The organism is Thiosulfatihalobacter marinus, assembly GCF_016019955.1.
GTDB lineage: Bacteria > Pseudomonadota > Alphaproteobacteria > Rhodobacterales > Rhodobacteraceae > Shimia > Shimia marinus_A.
This window is the reverse complement of the sequence record NZ_JAECRZ010000005.1, coordinates 67,397-85,104: the sequence shown is the minus strand read 5'-3', so window position 1 is coordinate 85,104 and position 17,708 is coordinate 67,397. Positions and strand designations below refer to the sequence as shown.

The window sequence follows — 17,708 nt, the reverse complement described above, 5'->3', positions numbered from 1 at the left end:
TTTTCCAACCACATTTTCCTCAGCAAGGAGACCGCCAGATGACCACCCCCCTGCGTCTTGGGATCGCCGGGCTTGGCACCGTCGGTGTCGGCGTCGTCAAGATCGTTCGCCAGAAGGCCAATCTTCTGGCCGCCCGTACCGGACGCCCCGTGGTCATCACCGCCGTCAGCGCCCGGTCGCGCGACAAGGATCGCGGCGTCACCCTGTCCGGCTATGCCTGGGAAGACGACCCGGTGGCGCTGGCCACGCGGGATGACGTGGACGTCTTCGTCGAACTGATGGGCGGCGAAAACGGCCCCGCCAAGGCGTCGATCGAGGCTGCCATCGCAGCCGGCAAAGACGTGGTGACAGCCAACAAGGCGCTTCTGGCCCATCACGGCCAGACCCTGGCCGAACAGGCCGAATCCGCCGGTCGCGTGATCCGTTTCGAGGCCGCCGTGGCCGGTGGCATCCCCGTCATCAAGGCTCTGACCGAGGGGCTGGCGGGCAATGACATCACCCGCGTCATGGGCGTGATGAACGGCACCTGCAACTATATCCTGACCCGGATGCTGGACGCCCGGCTCAGCTATGACGAAGTTTTTGCCGAGGCCGCCGATCTGGGCTATCTCGAAGCCGATCCAAATCTTGATGTTGGCGGCATCGACGCCGGGCACAAGTTGGCTCTGCTGGCGTCCATCGCCTTTGGCACGCGGGTCGATTTCGACGCCGTGGAACTGGAGGGCATTCAGCGCATTTCGATCGAGGATATCCGCCAGGCCAATGATCTGGGCTATCGCATCAAGCTGCTGGGCGTCGCCCAGATGACAGGGCGCGGGCTGGAACAGCGCATGTCGCCCTGCCTTGTCCCCAAGAACAGCCCGCTGGGTCAACTAAAGGGCGGCACCAACATGGTTGTGATCGAGGGCGATGCCGTCGAACAGATCGTGCTGCGCGGACCCGGTGCAGGCGAAGGCCCGACCGCCAGCGCAGTGATGGGCGATATTTGCGACATTGCGCGCGGCATCCGCCTGTCCACTTTTGGCATTCCGGCCAAGTCGCTGACAACGGCCAGAACCGCACAATCCAATTCACCGGCCCCCTATTACCTGCACCTCACGCTTCAGGACCGCCCCGGCGCTCTGGCCAAGATCGCCACCGCGCTTGGCGAACACGGCATCAGCATAGACCGGATGCGCCAGACAAAGCATGACACCACCGACGCGCCGGTGCTGATCGTCACCCACAAAACCCAGCGCGCCGATCTGGACGCCGCGATCCAGGCTATGCGGGCCTCGGGTGTCATGGCCGCCGATCCGGTCGCATTGCGCATCGAAATGGTCTGATCGTCGCTCCGATTGCCTGGGACAGCCCACCGCCGCGTTCCCTTGACGCCCTTGTAGCAGCGCCGCCCCTGCGTTATTGCGAACACAACTCTCGTCACAAGGATATTTCCATGACCCACAAGCCGGAATTTCACGACCGTATGCTGTCTCTTGGCCTGGCCCGCGTAGCCGAGCAGGCCGCCATCGCATCTGCTGCGCTGATCGGCAATGGCGACGAGAAAGCCGCCGACCAGGCCGCGGTGAACGCCATGCGCGAACAACTCAACCTTCTGGACATTGCCGGCGTGGTGGTGATCGGCGAAGGCGAACGCGACGAGGCGCCGATGCTTTATATCGGCGAAGAGGTCGGCACCGGCAACGGCCCCGGCGTGGATATCGCGCTGGACCCGCTCGAAGGCACCACCCTCACCGCCAAGGACATGCCCAACGCGCTGACCGTGATCGCCATGGGGCCGCGCGGCTCGATGCTGCACGCCCCCGACACCTACATGGACAAGCTGGCGATCGGGCCGGGCTACGCCAAGGATGTTGTTTCGCTCGAGATGTCGCCGCGTGAACGGGTCGAGGCATTGGCCAGCGCCAAGGGCTGCCACACCTCCGACATTACCGTCTGCATCCTGGAACGCCCCCGCCACGAGGACATGATCGCCGAAGTTCGCGCCACCGGTGCGTCAATCCGCCTGATCACCGATGGCGATGTTGCCGGTGTCATGCACTGCGCCGAAGCCGCGGAAACCGGGATCGACATGTATATGGGTCAGGGCGGCGCCCCCGAAGGCGTTCTCGCCGCCGCCGCGCTGAAATGCATGGGTGGCCAGATGTGGGGCCGCCTTCTGTTCCGTAACGACGAAGAGCGCGGTCGCGCGGCCAAGGCCGGGATCACCGATCTCGATCGCATCTACGCGCGCGATGAAATGGTCACCAGAGATGTGATCTTTGCCGCCACAGGTGTCACCGGCGGCTCGCTCCTTCCCCGCATCAAACGCAGCCCCGGCTGGGTTGAAACAACGACCCTGCTGATGCGCTCGAAATCCGGCTCGGTACGGCGCATGACCTACCGCGCCCCGGTCGAGGGCTGAATGATCCGGGCACTGCTCCTGATCGACATCCAGACGGGCATGGACAGCCCGCTTTGGGGCGCGCGCAACAACCCCGAAGCCGAAACCAACGCGGCCCGCCTTCTGGCGGGCTTTCGCGGCTGTGGGCACCCGGTCATCCATGTGCGCCACATGTCCACCCGTCCCGACAGCCCACTGCACCCGACACAGGGCGGCACCGCGATGAAACCGATTGTGGCGCCGCGCGGCGATGAACCCGTGCTCGAGAAATCCACCAATTCCGCCTTCATCGGCACGGATCTGGAAACCCGCCTACGCAGGCTGGGCGCAACAGGCCTCGTCATTGCCGGGCTGTCCACACCGCAATGTATCTCAACCTCCATGCGTATGGCCGCCAATCTCGGCTTTGATGTCTGGCTTGCCCATGATGCCTGCGCCGCCTTCCAATCCCATGCCCGCAGCGATTGGCGCGCCGGTCTTCCTGACCTCAGCGCGGAACAGATCCACAACGCGGAAATTTCCATGCTGCACGGCGAATTCGGCGCGGCCCGCGCCACCGATGACATCCTCAGGGACATGGTATGAGCGATTTCCTCGGCGTATCGCACTCCCTGACCGGGCGCCGCTGGCTGGGTCCCTCAGTCGAGATCACCCGCGCCGCCGAACAACTGGCCCAGGACACAGCCCTGCCCCCGGCACTTTGCGCCGTTCTGGCTCGGCGTGGCGTGACAACACCCCAGGTGCCCGGTTTTCTCGACCCGAAACTGGCCGATCTGCTCCCCGATCCCCGCACACTCCGCGACATGGAAACCGCCGCCGCGCGTTTACTTGCCGCAGCCCGGGCACGCCAGCGGATCGCGATCTTCGCCGATTACGATGTCGATGGCGGCAGTTCCGCCGCGCTGCTGATCTCCTGGCTGCGCGACATGGGGCTGAGCCCAACACTCTATGTGCCCGACCGTATCGACGAAGGCTACGGCCCCAACGACGCGGCCATGGCCACACTTGCCACCGCGCATGATCTGATCATCTGCGTCGACTGCGGCACGCTCAGCCACGGCCCGATCGCCGCCGCAAAAGGCGCCGACGTGATCGTGCTGGATCACCACCTGGGCGGCGAGACCCTGCCAGACTGCCTCGCCGTGGTAAATCCCAACCGCCAGGACGAATCCGGCGAACTGGCCCATCTTTGCGCCGCTGCCGTGGTGTTCCTGATGCTGGTCGAGACCAACCGCCAGATGCGCGCCGACGGTGCCACCGGCCCCGATCTCATGGCCCTGCTCGATCTTGTCGCCCTGGCCACCGTGGCCGATGTCGCCCCGCTGATTGGCGTCAACCGCGCATTGGTCCGCCAGGGGCTCAAGGTCATGGCCCGGCGCGAACGGGCCGGCCTCGTGGCCCTGTCTGACGTGTCCCGCATGGACACCGCGCCCTCGCCCTACCACCTCGGCTTCCTGCTCGGGCCGCGCGTCAACGCCGGCGGACGGATCGGCCAGGCCGACCTGGGCGCGCGCCTGCTTGCCACCGCCGATCCGGCCGAGGCCAGCGCCCTGGCCAACCGGCTCGACCAGCTCAATACCGAACGCCGCGACATCGAATCGGCGGTGCGTGCGGCCGCAATGGCACAGGCCGAGGACCGCGGGCTGGACGCGCCGCTTGTCTGGGCCGCAGGCGAAGGCTGGCACCCCGGTGTGGTCGGCATCGTCGCCAGCCGCCTGAAAGAGGCCACCAACCGCCCGGCCATCGTGATCGGACTCGATGGGGACGAGGGCAAAGGCTCGGGCCGCTCCATCTCCGGCGTCGATCTGGGCGCCTCGATCCAGAAACTCGCCGCCGAGGGGCTGCTGATCAAAGGCGGCGGGCACAGGATGGCCGCGGGCCTGACAGTCGCCCGCGACCAGCTCGAAGCCGCCATGGAACGCCTCTCCGAGCTGCTCGGCAAACAGGGCTCGGGCATGGGCGGCCCCGCCGACCTGCGCCTGGATGCCTTGTTGATGCCCGGCGCGGCCACCGTGGAACTGGTGCAGGACATCGACAAGGCAGGCCCCTACGGCGCCGGCGCACCGGGCCCACGTTTTGCCTTCCCGGAATGTGAAATCCGCTTTGCGAAACAGGTGGGCGACAGCCACCTGAAAATCACCTTCGGCGATGGGCTCGGCGCACGGCTCGATGCCATTGCCTTCGGCGCCTTCGACACGCCCCTCGGCCCGGCACTGCAATCTCACGGCGGCGCCCGCTTCCACCTGGCCGGACGGCTTGATATCAACCACTGGGGTGGGCGCCAGACGGTCCAGCTCCGCCTCGAAGATGCCGCCCCTGCATAAGTCTTCATTTTGCTGGAAATACTCCAGGGTGAATTGGCCGCTTTGCGGCCAAGAGGGGCAGCGCCCCTGCTGCCAAAAAATACCGGATGCGCCCACATTTCTGCTTGCGCCGCTGGCGGGCTTTGACTAATTACCCCTCACGCTTCGGCACGGCCCGTTCGTCTATCGGTTAGGACGCCAGGTTTTCAACCTGGAAAGAGGGGTTCGATTCCCCTACGGGCTGCCAGTCGAAGTGCCCTTCCGAACATGGATCACGTTCCTGACCATTGTTCCAGTGGCCCGTTCGTCTATCGGTTAGGACGCCAGGTTTTCAACCTGGAAAGAGGGGTTCGATTCCCCTACGGGCTGCCACTTCAAATTTTCTTCTTGGAAAATCAGAGCGTTAGGACCCTGTTTTGTCCCACCGTCTGCAACGGGGGTCAAAAGTGGGACACTTTTGTTCTAGCTCTGTGCCGCGCGCATCTTCTGCGAAGCGGCCTGGGCGCGCACCTTTTGGCTGGCCGCTTTCGTGTATCGCGTGACCTCTTTGGACGTCTGATGCCCGGTGATCGCCATGATTTCGAACTCCGTGCATCCAAGCTCTGCCGGGCGCGCAGCGGCGGCCTTGCGTAGCCCGTGGACGGAGCAATTCCCTAGCCCCGCCTCATCGCACCACTTGCGGAAACGATTGCCGAAACCTGCATTGGTGAACGGCCGTCCGTAGGCATTGACCAGGAACGTCAGGTCCCCGGTCTCGCTTGCCTCAATGATCCGCTGCAACTCTGGCACAAGCGGAATCTCGAGGCGGACCGGATTGCGACCCTTCCCCTTCTGTTGCGTGAACACCAGCCAGCCGTCTTGAACATGCTGCCGACCGAACAACACCAGGTCCGAACGGCGCTGACCAGTGTAAAGCGCCAAGGCCAGCGCCAGGCGCGCCGTGCTGCCCACCGGATGCGTTCGTTCGAATTGCTCAATCTCAGCCAAGGTCCATGAATGGTAGCCCTCTGGGTTCGATTTCAGAAGCTCCACGTCCTTCGCCGGGTTTGTGTCCGCCAGGTCATAGGTGACGGCGAAGCGAAAGAGTTGGCGCAGCACCTTGACCATGCTGTTGGCCGCTTCTGGGGTGGCGATCATTTCGTCCCGCCGCTTTCGAATATGCCTCGCCAGCATCATCCGATAAGGCTTTTCACCATTGCCCTTGTGCAGCGCAAAACGCTCGAGAATTGCGCGCCTGGTCTTTTGGGTCTTGGGATCAAGCGAAGCCCACATCGCGGACTTGTAATACTGCGCGCAAAGCCACGCGAACGAGTCTTTCGAAACGCGCCCGGCCCGCTCCTTCCTAGGCTGGGCGTCTGACGGCGCGGCGGCGGCTTTCTTGTAGTCCGCCAGGAACTCGGGCGATCCGGCCGGGCCGCGTAGCCTGACCTTCCGGCCGTGTCGCCGGTAATACAGGCGGACATTGCCGTGCCTGTCGGTGTCCTCCACCACATATTTCAATCTGAATTTCATGGACTCCTCGTTCATCTACTCATCCCAAGGATTGTAGTCCGAGTCGTCACCACCTGGTAAAGCATCAAATGAACGGTCCAGGGACCGAACGTCCCAGACGCGCCGTCCGTCAATCTTTTTGGGCTTTGGCATTCGCCCGTCCGACACCATCGCGTCGAACTTGGACGCCCCAACCCCGATGTATTCCGCCGCCTCCACCCTCGAGAGGCCCCGCCGAGTCGGCAGGGGAAGCGCATAGGTCGCTGATTTTGAAGAGGCTTGCAGCATGGGACCTCAGGCGATTCTGGCGGGTGGGGATGCCCGCCCCCGGCAAGGCGTTGAAGGGGCGGGCGTGAGGTTCTGGACGCGGACTTACTCCGTCCGCGCATCCTGGATCGCGGCGAAAGACTCCGCGTGGCGGACCGCAATGTCCCATTCGGAATGAGCCACCAGGCGGACGTTGCCCTTTGCGGCTTCCGTCACATCGTCCACGATCAGGTCGATTCCGCCCCACTGGCCGATCAGAAGATCAGCCCAGGCCCCGAAGATCACAGCCGAAAGGTCGGTCCCTGTCCCCTTGGTCAGGTTGGACGGCACGTTGCCGGAGAACCGGGCCTTGTAACCGGCCAGGCGCAGATCGTCGGCCGTGGCGGCCGCGTCCGGGTCCAGCATCATGGTATCGGTCCCGCCCACCGCGGAGTGGACATGAAATGCCCCTTTACCTTGAGATTGGACAGGAAGCCCAGGGACGCGGGATCGACATTGGCCGCCTCCACGGCGCTCACAAGGTCCATGAGCGCGGCCCAGGTGACGTAATCGCCATTGGTCCCCATCTCCACGTCCCCGATACCGGCGACGTTCAAGATACCGGTGGGCTGGGGCGAAACCCCGGTCCCGGCAATCGCGGCCTTGTCCAGGGCCACCGCGATCTGGGCGCGCAGATCATTGGTGAGAATCTGGTCCACAGCCGGGAGGCTCTGTTTCAGTTGGCGACGGGAAATCCGCGTGTTTGCCGAAAGCTGGTGCATGGTCAGAGTCACCGCGTCGAAACCCGGCGTCGACTCGGTCGCTTCGCCATCTTCCGCGATCCACTCGGCCGAACACCCGGCCGTCTGGCGCGGAATGGACACGTTTTCGACCAGGCCGGGAAGGACCGTCGCGCCCAACTCCATCACGCGCACCTGGGGTTTCAGGACCTCGATAAAGGCGTCGTGCATCTGCTGGGTGCCGATCAGGGACGGCGCGGTCCCGGTCGTGACCAGGGCGCGGCCCGCCAGGGCGGCGGTGGGAACGTAGGTGCCGGAGGCGCTACGGCCGATCTGGCGTTGCAATTCCTGGGACACTTCGCGCTCGAAACCCGCCTGGGACCAGTCAGAGGTGACGGCGGCCTGGGCAACGCGGGTCAGCGAATAGGACCGCTCGGCGGCCGCGATTGCGGGCGCGCCCATACGGCTACGGGTTGCGGGCTGTTGCGCGCCGCCGCCCATGCTGTCCAGGATCGACCGCTGGAACGTGTCCACGGACGTCCCGTCCGCAATCGCGGCGGCCACGTCCTCGGCGGGCATGTTGAACTGGCGGCCCAGGGTGGTGATATCGGCCGCGCGCTTGCGCTCGGCGTTCACGGAGCCGGTGGCCGGGGTCGGCTGATTTTCAGCCGTGGTGGGAGTCGTCATTTTCGAACCTTTCGAATTGAGGGGAAGGGATGCAGCGGAACCGCCTGCTAGGGACCGGCCCACGCCCACCGTGGGGTCTGCCGGAACCGCGACCAGGGAGATTTCAACCGCTTCCCATTTCGTGGCGCGGAACACGGGATATCCGTCCCGTTCCCCCGCCGGATTCAGATCATGGACGGCGTAACCCACCGATACCGATTGCACTTCCCCCGCCTCGATGCGGGCAAGCATTGATCTGCCTTCTGCCGTGTCTGCCAGCCGCACAATCGCGCGGCCCCGGCGTCCCTCGATCTGGGCGGAAACCACCGTCCCAACCATCGAGTCCACGTCGCGCCGGTGATCTTTGAGGACAGGGGCCGATCCGCTGTTGAGCCGTGACAGGTCAACCTCGCCCGGATCGTGTCCCAGGACCTCAAAGGCCGGTCCTGTCGAATAGTCGCGCAGAACCGGAAGCTCACTCGAGAAGGACAGGCGGACCAGACGGTCCCCGTCCTCCATCTTGGCCTCGGCCGCCACCTTGGGGCCGAAACCCGGTTTGTCCATTTCGGAAAATCGTTCGCGTCGCATGGTCAGGCGTCCTTTCTCAGGGACGCGCATCCCGCGTCGATATGGGCGGCCAGGTCGGCTATCGCGGCCGGGCAGAAGCCGAAAAGCGGCGCGCCGTCTTGCTCGGCAACCGCCGTGAAATGGGACAGGCGCGAGTCGCTTTCGCTGACCAGGCCGCGCGCGCCCGCGCGGTCCAGGCGATAGACCACCAGAGCGCGGGGGCCGCGCGTCAACGCGGCGTCAATCTTGTCGGGAGCGTCCCGCAGAAGGTCCAGCGCGTCCTGGGTGTCCAGGCCCGCGCTATGGAATTCGCGGGTCAGGATCGCCAGGCAGGCGGCCACCACATGCGCCCGGCCAAGCTGGGCGGGATCGGCGGCGGATTTCGTTTCGGTTGTCATGGGGCCGGTGTCCTTTCGGGTCTGGGCATGGGCGGGAAAGGGGAACGGCGGCGGATCACTGGAGGGCCAGCGCGCCCGCCAGGAAGGCAAGCGCGGCCGGAGTTTCACGCCACCGGACCCCGGCGAACATCATGATGCCGTTGGATTTCACCTTGCGGACGCCAAGCGCCGCGAGAGCATCGACAAGGGCCTGGCCCGCGCTTTCATCGTCGCCCAGGCCGTGCGGGCGCGCACCTTCGCGCCAGTCAGAGAACCAGGCCCCGAACGCGCGAGAGAATTCCCGCGTGGAGGTGCGGGCGGCCGGATCGCGGACCGTGAATTCCGCCAGGAAGGCCGCAACGGGATTGCAGGCCGCGTCCGACTCCGCGCCGCCCTGGAAACCCACCTGGGCCGGGCATTGGATCGTGGAGCCTGGGTTGCGCTTGAGGCCGTCGCGCATTTCCCGGACCACCTCGGACAGGTTGACCAGGCAAACCGGGGCGCTGTCCTCGCTTTGCAGGTCCAGCCATTCCATGATCCGGGGCGCGGTCAGGTCCTGACCAGGCACGAAGGCGAAACCATCGGTGTCCCCGCGATCCGTGCCAGGTTCGCCCGCGATTGCCGCCAGGAAGGTGTCTTGCGATCCAGGGAACACCCCACCGGCCGGACGCGGCGTGTCGGCGGTGAAGGCGCGAAGGACGCTGCCGGTTTCGCCCAGGAACACGAACGTCCGCGCCATCTGCAAGGCGCGCGCGGAAGGGACCCCGCCGGACAGGAGGCGGAAGAATACCGCCAGGCAGATCGCGCCGTCCAGGGTGATGAACCGGCCGCCACCGCGCCCAACCCCCGCGCCCCGCATGGGGTCCGATATCTGGGCCGCAAACTCCCCATCGCGTTCCAGGGCCTTGCCCAAGACACCGCCGTAGAAGTGGCGGTGGAACTTGCCGGGCTTCACGCCCGCGACGTCCAGCGCGGCGGAAAGGGGATACATCGTTCGGGTGGTGGGGGTGTCCATGCTGGGTTTCCATTTCTTTGGCGCTGCGAATTAGGAACCAACGGACGTAGGGGTAGTTAACGAGGTCTAAATGGGGGGTGCGCCCGCCGTATGCACAAGATGTTGTGCCAACCATCGACCTATGCTATTTTCGGAATTGGACCATCGTGTCCCCTGTGAAGGGCCATCGCGCCCGCAGGACATAGGCCGCATCGTCGGCACTGTAAAAAGGAGCCATTCAATGGCTATTCGACCGTTTCGGTTCGAGGTCGCGGAAGCGCGCAGCTTCAAGCACCCTCACTTCCCCAACATTCAAAAACACATCTTCCTAGTTCCCGCCGCGAGATTGCCTAAATCCATCCCGCAGAAAGCGAATCTGCGCGAGGCAACCGGTATGAATCGCAACGTCTATAAAGACGTTCGGGAAAGCCTGCGCGGCAACGAGGCTTTGCCTGGTTCTTTCGACTTGCTCAATCTCGGGATCACGATCATTGGAGAGGACGTCAAAGCCCTCGACAAGCGCGTGTTTGAGGTCCTGATAGACGACGACTATGGGATCGCTAACGGGGGCCATACGGCAAACCTGATTTGGGAATGCCAGGACGACGACACCATCGCTGAGGGTCAACACGTAGAGGTGAAGATCATCACCGGCGTTGAAGGTCCGAACGAACATACCATGCGGGTGGATATCGCGCGCGGGCAGAACACTGGCATCGCCGTAAAGCCGCAGTCCATCTTTGAACTGGACGGAGCGTTCCAAGGTATCAAAGACGTGGTCGCCCCGTTCGAGTGGTCGGACGATATCGCCTACAAGGAAAGCGACAGCAACGAAATCGACATTCGTGAACTGATTTCGGCGCTCGAGATCATCAACGTAATTGATTTCCCGAACCGGAGCGGGAAGCATCCCATCGCGGCCTATGAAAAGTGGTCAACCCCGCTGAAAAAGTATGGTGACGATTTCAAGGAGAACCGCGATGAACCCGGCGGCCGGAAATACGCGAAACTCGAACCCTTGCTGCCGCAGGTCCTGGAACTCTACGACATTATCCGCCGTGACTTCCTGCGCATCTACACGAAGGAGGTCAGCAATCAGGCTGCTAAGCTAAAGATTGTGGAGGATGCGCCTAAGAAGTCTGGTGTTTTCCAATTCCGGTTTGCCGGGCTGGAACCGCACGAAAGGCGACTGACCAAGGGCGCTGCATACCCCATTCTGGGATCGTTCCGAAACTACGTTCGGATCAACCAGGATAGCGGCCAGGCTGAATGGGTTGGCGGGTTCGACAACGTGAAGGCGGTGTGGGGTGAGATTGGAAAAGACCTTGTTCTCGAAACGCGAGAGGCGGTCAAGTCCATCGGCAACGCACCGGACGTCCTGGGCAAGAACCGCAATCACTGGGCCAACCTGTATCGCACCGTCGAAAACCACTTCCTGCGGTCTGAAATCGAGCGGCTGACCGCAGGGGGTGCATGATGCAGGACGACAAGGAAAAATTGCTCATCCGTATCGGAGAAAGTTTCGAGGCCAACGCTACTGGTCGCCTTGCTATCGTGATCGTTTTCGCGGTGTTTTGCGTTATGGCTTTCGCGGCGTTTCTGTAACGAAGAAATCGGCGGAGGCGGTCAACGCCTCCCCGGACCCCGCCGGTATCGGCAAGGCAGAATCTCCCCGACCTCACCGGCGCGCCAGTTTCCCCGCGCCCGTCAGGCTGACCCGCGCAGGACCACGCCTCGCCATAAGGGCTACATTGGCGCGCCTCGTCAGGATAGAGGCGGGGAAGGACGTTGGCGACCTGGGCGACGGTTCCCGTGCCCGGCTCGAGGTGCATCCTTCTCCTGGGGCCAGGCGGCCATGCAAAGCGCCAGGTGGCCCCCCATCCCCCGGACCCCGCCGGATCGTGCCAGGCCGAACCTCCCCGCCACCCGCGCACGCCAGGATCGAAGCCCCAGGCCGGAAACTGCAAGGCCCGCCGGGCAACCTCTGGGACCTGGGGAGGATAGGGAGTTTGGGGAGGGGTTTTGACGACAACAACCACAACCCAAAAACCCACCTTGCCGAAACTCGAAACTGGCCAAAGTAACGGGGCGCGAATGAACCCACGTTGCGGACCGCAGGAAGGACCCGCGATTTCAGATCGGGCGATCCTTCCCCGGCCGTCAGGGAGTTAGGGACACCGGGGAGGCGTGCCCGCTACCATTTAGAGAATTGCCGTTTACGACACACGGACTCGTGGAGCCTATAGGCCCCTCCCTAACCTCCCTATACTCCCTGATAGATAAATAAGATATTGTTTTCTATATATACTCCCCGCGCCCAAGACCGGAAAACGGGCCTCAAGGTCTCCCCGAAACCCTCCCCAAGTCTCCCCAAAACCGGCCCGTCCTCCCCACTATTCTCTGTCAGGCCGCTTGCGGCCTGGCCGCGTAAACCTTCCTCCACCCCCCAGGGTCCCCGGTCTAGGGAGAGTTTGCGGGGGCGCGGGGAAGCCTGAACGGAGCAGCGTGAGGGCGGTCTAGGGACCTTGCAAAAAGGCAAATCTTGCGCCAGATCGAGTTGTGATTTAAAGAGTTGAAGCTGGCTTTGCCAGCTATTTTCCAATGACTTGGGCGAAAAACTAGGCACCGATGGCAAAGATCAAACTTATCCCATGTCCCGCTTGCAAAAAAAAGATATCAGTCAATTCCAACGCTTGCCCGAAGTGCGGAGAGCCTATGAAACCGGTTGCTGTAAAACGAGCTATTCAGCAAGAAGAGGCGGCCAACAAAATTGGGCTATTCGTCGGATTTGGGTTTCTTCTCCTTCTGGGGTTTTGTGTGGTGGCAGGGTCAAATCGAAGCCCTGGAAAATGCGAGCGGGAAGCAACCATCGCAGGGGAGTTTGTAACTAGTATTTATAACGCATGTTTGGAGCGAGAGCGCCTGTTGTCGGATTAGGCGCTCAGCCTCGCGCGATCCGCCTGGCGCGGGACGGCGTGTCAGCCGGGACCGTCTATGTCGAACTCCGCCGCGACGTCCGCCAGGTGCAGGGCTATCGGCCGTGGTCCATCCGCCAGGGCGTCCGCCTCCTGCTGGACATGAAGAACAACCGTTCCCCCGCGCCCCTCAGGCTGGTCTGACGTGACCCGTCCCCCGTGCTGCAAGGGGCAGTTTGGTGGGACAATAAAGCCGAAAAACCTTGTGTTCATATGGGAAAACTAAGTGTCCCACTTTTCGCTAACCGCCTGATTCCAAACAGAAGCGGCAGCCCCCTACGGGCTGCCACGCCTGCACGGAATGCGGATTGGTTCGCTCCCCTTTACGATCCGCGCCGCCTGTCATCCTAGCCACCGCGTGCCAGAACCGGCTTCATCTCGTTCTTTCAGGGCGCCAATCCCGGTTTGCCCAGCCTCCCATCGCCCGCTTTTTCGGCACCCAGACAGATTGGCGCCCTCGCCCCCAAGTTCACCTTTCTTCTTGTCGCGAACCTGTTATTGCTGTGTCGCGCCCTTTTCGCCTGGATGACATCCGAAATCGTGATCATGATCCCAAACCACATCCCAGTTCTCGACATGTTCGACTTCGGCCATGCGCAGCCGGATGCCCCCATGGCCATGCTCCCGGGAAAGGGCCCGGTGCCCCCCTTCACCGGCGGGAATCCACCTGTCAGCAGCACATCTCGAACCCCTGCAACTGACCGGTCAGGCATCTTGATGAAGGCCGACCATCTGGCAGGCGTCCTGGCGCTGCCCCCCACCCATTTTCCCAGGATCGCTCGTGGCATCCACGCCTGAAATAACCTGGGACAAAATAATCGGAGAATACACCTTGTTGACTGGAAACCACCTTATCGCGGGCCAATGGATTGCAGGCGATGCGACGTTCGAGAACACCCCAACCAGCGGACCCGTGAACAGCTTTGCCGTCGGGCGTGTGTCGGACGTAAACGCCGCCTGCGAAGCCGCCGAAGACGCCTTTGCAAGTTTCGGCGCCACAAGCCGCGCGGATCGTGCCGCGTTCCTGCGCAGGATCGCCGAGGAAATCGACGCGCGCGGCGATGCGATTACCGATATTGGCAGCCGGGAATCCGGCCTGCCCACGGCGCGGCTCGAAGGCGAACGCGGCCGCACCACCGGTCAGCTTCGCCTCTTCGCCGACCATATCGAGGCTGGCGATTTCCTGGATCGCCGCCATGACGTGGCCCTGCCCGACCGTCAGCCCCTGCCGCGCCCGGAACTGTACATGATGCAGCGCCCGATCGGCCCGGTGGCGGTCTTTGGCGCGTCGAACTTTCCGCTGGCATTTTCGGTCGCGGGCGGAGATACCGCCAGCGCGCTGGCCGCGGGTTGCCCGGTTGTCGTCAAGGGCCACTCGGCCCACCCCGGAACCAGCGAAATTGTCGCCCAGGCCATCGACGCCGCCCGCATCGCCTGTGATCTGCACCCCGGTGTGTTCTCGCTGATCCAGGGGGGCAAACGCGATGTCGGCCAGGCCGTCGTGCAGCATCCGCTGATCCGGGCCGTCGGTTTTACCGGCTCTCTGGGCGGGGGCCGCGCCCTGTTCGATCTGTGCGCCGCCCGTCCCGAACCGATCCCCTTCTTTGGCGAACTTGGCTCGGTGAACCCGATGTTCCTGCTGCCCGGGGCAGCCACCGCGCGCGCTGCCGAAATCGGCACCGGCTGGGCCGGATCGCTGACCATGGGCGCGGGCCAGTTCTGCACCAACCCCGGTATCGCAGTGGTGCTGGAGGGCGACGACAGCCTTGCCTTTGCCCAAGCCGCGCGCGACGCGCTGGCCCAGGCTCCGGCACAGGCCATGCTGACCGATGGCATCGCCCAGGCCTATACCGGCGGCGCAGCCAGCGTGGCCGACCAGCCCGGTGTCGAAACGCTGATCCGTTCAGAATGCGGCACCCGCGAAGCCCGGCCCTTCCTGTTCCGCGTCAAGGCCGAAGACTGGCTTGGCAACGAAACTCTGGCCGAAGAGGTCTTTGGCCCGCTGGGCCTGATCATCGTGGCGCGCGATGCGGATGAAATGGTCAGCATCGCCCAAAGCTTTAAGGGGCAGCTTACCGCGACCCTGCAACTGGACGATGGCGATGCCGCCCTTGGCCAGCGCCTCCTGCCCATTCTCGAACGTATGGCGGGGCGGGTTCTCGCCAACGGCTTCCCGACCGGGGTCGAGGTATGTGACACCATGGTGCATGGCGGCCCCTATCCGGCATCAACCAATTTTGGCGCAACATCTGTGGGCACGCTGTCCATCCGCCGCTGGCTGCGCCCGGTCTGCTACCAGAACCTGCCCGTCAGCCTGCTGCCCGCCGATCTGGGCTGACACCCCACGTGACCGGCGACAGACGCGCGCCCAAAAAAGACCAAAGAGCGCCCGGTCCGGGCGCTCTTTTTCGTTTGACGGTCGTGTCGCGAATTGAAGTCAGATCACCGCGCGGAACAGGGCCGAGACATTTTCCGCCGTCAACGTCACCGGATTGCCGCCACAGCTGGGATCCTCCAGCGCCATTGCCGTCAATTCGCTGATCCGGTCCGCACCCACGCCCATGTCCGACAGCTTGCGCGGAATGCCCAGCGAATCGTTGAACGCCTGCACAAAGGCGCGAAACCCGTCAAAACCGCCGTCAATGCCCAGATAGGCCGCCGCCATGTCGAACCGCGCGGCGATCTCGGGCGCGTTCAGCTCCAGAACTGCCAGCATACACACCGCATTGGTGGTGCCGTGATGCGTATTGTACACCGCGCCAACCGGGTGGCTCAGCGCATGAATCGCCCCCAGCCCCTTCTGGAACGCGGTCGCCCCCATCGCAGCCGCGCTCATCATGTTGGCGCGCGCTTCGATATCGGTACCGTCGGCATAGGCGCGCGGCAGATACTCTTTCACAAGCCGCATCCCCTCCAGCGCGATACCCTGGGACATCGGATGATAATGGGGCGAGGAAAACGCCTCGACGCAATGGGCAAAGGCATCCAGCCCCGTACCCGCCGTGATGAATTTCGGCATCCCGACCGTCAGTTCCGGGTCACAGATCACGGCGGTGGGCAGGACCTTGGGATGAAAGATGATCTTCTTCACATGGGTCTCGGAATTGGTGATCACGCTAGCGCGCCCCACTTCCGAGCCGGTCCCGGCGGTGGTCGGCACCGCGATGATCGGCGCGATGGCATTGGCATCGGCGCGGGTCCACCAGTCGCCGATATCCTCGAAATCCCAGACAGGTCGGGTTTGCCCGGCCATGAAGGCCACCATCTTGCCCAGGTCCAGCCCCGAGCCGCCGCCAAAGGCGATCACCCCGTCATGGCCCCCCGCGTTATAGGCCGTCACCCCGGCGGCAAGGTTCTTCTCGTTCGGGTTCGGATCGACATCGGCAAAGATCGCGGCCCCCAGCCCGGCAGCGCGCATGATGCCAAGCGTCGACGCGGTGATCGGCAGATCGGCCAGCCCCCGGTCCGTAACCAGCAGGGGCCGCGTGATCCCGGCGTCGGCACAGGCGCCGGGCAGTTCGGAAATCCGCCCCGCGCCGAATTTGATCGCGGTCGGATAGGACCAGTTTCCAACAAGGCTCATTTGGTGACTTTCTTCAGATGGAACGACTTGGGTCGCGTGAGGTTGTGATAGCCGATGACGGACAGGCCCCCGCCACGGCCGGTATCCTTGCAACCGGTCCAGCACAGGCCCGGATCAAGGTAATCGGCGCGGTTCATGAACACGGTGCCGGTTTCCAGCGCATCGCCGATCCGCGCGGCACGCGCCACGTCCTGTGTCCACAGCGACGCGGTCAGCCCGAACTGGCTGTCATTCATCAGCGCGATCGCCTCTTCGTCCGACGTGACCGGCATGATGCCCACCACCGGGCCAAAGCTCTCGTCGCGCATTACCCGCATCTCGTGGGTGACATCGGTCAGGATCTGCGGGCTCAGATAGGCGCCGCCGTCATCCTCTGGCATGGTCGGTATATGGGCCACCGCCCCCGCCGCCACCGCCTCGTCAATCTGCGCGCGCACCTCGTCGGCAAAGCGGCGATGCGCCATCGGACCAAGCGTCGTGGCCTCATCCAGCGGATTGCCCAGCTTGTAGCCCTTCACAATACCCACCGCCTTGTCGACAAAGGCATCAAACAGGCTTTCATGCACATAGATCCGCTCGATCCCGCAACAACACTGGCCCGAATTGAACATCGCACCGTCAATCAGCGTATCCACCGCCGCGTCCAGATCGGCATCTTCCATGACATAGCCCGGATCCTTGCCGCCCAGCTCCAGCCCCAGCCCGGTAAAGGTGCCCGCCGCCGCGCGTTCCATCGCCCTGCCACCGCCCACCGAGCCGGTGAAATTCACGAAATCAAACGCCCGCCCGGAAATCAGCGCCTTCGTGGTGTCGTGATCCAGAAACACGTTCTGGAACACGTCTTCCGGCACCCCCGCCGAATGGAACGCCGCCGCCATGCGCTCGCCCACCAAAAGCGTCTGCGTGGCATGTTTCAGAACCACCGTGTTGCCCGCAATCAGCGCCGGCGCCACGGTGTTGATCGCCGTCATATAGGGATAGTTCCAAGGCGCCACGACAAACACCACACCATGGGGCACGCGCCTGATATACCGCCTGAACGTGGCGTCCTCGCCCACATTGATATCGGCCAGCGCCGCCTCGGCAATCGCCGCCATGTGACTGGCACGCTCGTTGAATCCGCCGAACTCGCCGCCATAGCGCACGGGCCGCCCCATCATATGGGCCAGCTCCGGAACAATCGCCTCATTCATCGCGCCCACGGCAGCCACGCCCGCCATTACCAGATCGATGCGCTCGCGCAGCGGCCGCGCCGCCCAGTCGCCCTGCGCCGCACGCGCGCGCGCCGCAACCCGCCGCGCCGCGTCGGGCGACAACACCGGGCGCTCGGCATAAACCGACCCGTCAACCGGCGAGATACATTTCAACAAAGACCCCATGATC

The 17,708-nt window shown here is 63.8% G+C and carries 14 protein-coding genes and 2 tRNA genes; 9 read left to right on the top strand and 7 right to left on the bottom strand.

From position 1 onward, the window contains the following. The first annotated feature begins 38 nt into the window (after positions 1 to 38). From I3253_RS09400 to I3253_RS09375, 6 genes are all read left to right on the top strand, one after another. The gene (locus tag I3253_RS09400) at positions 39 to 1,325 is read left to right on the top strand and encodes a homoserine dehydrogenase (RefSeq protein WP_197917401.1); all 1,287 of its coding nucleotides are present in this window, start codon (positions 39 to 41) and stop codon (positions 1,323 to 1,325) included. A 110-nt stretch (positions 1,326 to 1,435) separates the two neighbouring features. Continuing rightward, entirely contained in the window at positions 1,436 to 2,404 is a 969-nt protein-coding gene (gene glpX / locus I3253_RS09395; protein WP_197917400.1) for a class II fructose-bisphosphatase, read from the top strand. Further along, entirely contained in the window at positions 2,405 to 2,968 is a 564-nt protein-coding gene (locus I3253_RS09390) for a cysteine hydrolase family protein (RefSeq protein ID WP_197917399.1), read from the top strand. Next, positions 2,965 to 4,707, top strand: a complete 1,743-nt coding sequence (gene recJ / locus I3253_RS09385; RefSeq protein ID WP_197917398.1) for a single-stranded-DNA-specific exonuclease RecJ — start codon at positions 2,965 to 2,967, stop codon at positions 4,705 to 4,707. The genes I3253_RS09390 and recJ overlap by 4 nt, the downstream gene beginning before the upstream one ends. 151 nt (positions 4,708 to 4,858) lie before the next feature. Then, positions 4,859 to 4,933 (top strand) — tRNA-Glu (locus I3253_RS09380). A gap of 50 nt (positions 4,934 to 4,983) precedes the next feature. After that, positions 4,984 to 5,058, top strand: a tRNA-Glu gene (locus I3253_RS09375). Positions 5,059 to 5,148: 90 nt separating this feature from the next. On the opposite strand, the gene I3253_RS09370 is transcribed toward I3253_RS09375, so the two are convergent. The 5 genes from I3253_RS09370 to I3253_RS09350 form a co-directional block, all read right to left on the bottom strand. Beyond that, positions 5,149 to 6,213, bottom strand: coding sequence for a tyrosine-type recombinase/integrase (locus I3253_RS09370; protein WP_197917397.1), 1,065 nt, complete (start codon positions 6,211 to 6,213; stop codon positions 5,149 to 5,151). A 336-nt stretch (positions 6,214 to 6,549) separates the two neighbouring features. Beyond that, complete coding sequence (locus tag I3253_RS20620) at positions 6,550 to 6,852, bottom strand: phage major capsid family protein (protein ID WP_197917396.1); 303 nt, start codon at positions 6,850 to 6,852, stop codon at positions 6,550 to 6,552. After that, positions 6,849 to 8,417, bottom strand: a complete 1,569-nt coding sequence (locus I3253_RS09360; RefSeq protein ID WP_197917395.1) for a phage major capsid protein — start codon at positions 8,415 to 8,417, stop codon at positions 6,849 to 6,851. Before I3253_RS09360 ends, I3253_RS20620 begins: the two co-directional genes overlap by 4 nt. A gap of 2 nt (positions 8,418 to 8,419) precedes the next feature. Next, positions 8,420 to 8,794, bottom strand: coding sequence for a hypothetical protein (locus I3253_RS09355; RefSeq protein WP_197917394.1), 375 nt, complete (start codon positions 8,792 to 8,794; stop codon positions 8,420 to 8,422). Positions 8,795 to 8,849: 55 nt separating this feature from the next. After that, positions 8,850 to 9,788, bottom strand: coding sequence for a hypothetical protein (locus I3253_RS09350; protein WP_197917393.1), 939 nt, complete (start codon positions 9,786 to 9,788; stop codon positions 8,850 to 8,852). A gap of 220 nt (positions 9,789 to 10,008) precedes the next feature. On the opposite strand from I3253_RS09350, the gene I3253_RS09345 reads away from it, so the two are divergent. The 3 genes from I3253_RS09345 to I3253_RS09340 all read left to right on the top strand — a co-directional run bounded on the left by I3253_RS09345 (position 10,009) and on the right by I3253_RS09340 (position 15,080). Further along, positions 10,009 to 11,244 carry an AIPR family protein gene (locus tag I3253_RS09345; protein WP_197917392.1) on the top strand — a complete coding sequence of 412 codons (1,236 nt, stop codon included), beginning with the start codon at positions 10,009 to 10,011 and terminating at the stop codon, positions 11,242 to 11,244. Continuing rightward, positions 11,244 to 11,372, top strand: coding sequence for a hypothetical protein (locus I3253_RS20615; RefSeq protein WP_269648498.1), 129 nt, complete (start codon positions 11,244 to 11,246; stop codon positions 11,370 to 11,372). The genes I3253_RS09345 and I3253_RS20615 overlap by 1 nt, the downstream gene beginning before the upstream one ends. 2,202 nt (positions 11,373 to 13,574) lie before the next feature. Then, positions 13,575 to 15,080, top strand: coding sequence for an aldehyde dehydrogenase (NADP(+)) (locus I3253_RS09340; RefSeq protein WP_197917391.1), 1,506 nt, complete (start codon positions 13,575 to 13,577; stop codon positions 15,078 to 15,080). 99 nt (positions 15,081 to 15,179) lie between these two features. Here the strand turns inward: I3253_RS09340 and I3253_RS09335 are convergent, their stop codons facing one another. Further along, positions 15,180 to 16,325, bottom strand: a complete 1,146-nt coding sequence (locus tag I3253_RS09335) for an iron-containing alcohol dehydrogenase (protein ID WP_197917390.1) — start codon at positions 16,323 to 16,325, stop codon at positions 15,180 to 15,182. Next, complete coding sequence (locus I3253_RS09330) at positions 16,322 to 17,704, bottom strand: aldehyde dehydrogenase family protein (protein ID WP_197917389.1); 1,383 nt, start codon at positions 17,702 to 17,704, stop codon at positions 16,322 to 16,324. Before I3253_RS09330 ends, I3253_RS09335 begins: the two co-directional genes overlap by 4 nt. Positions 17,705 to 17,708: the final 4 nt, after the last annotated feature.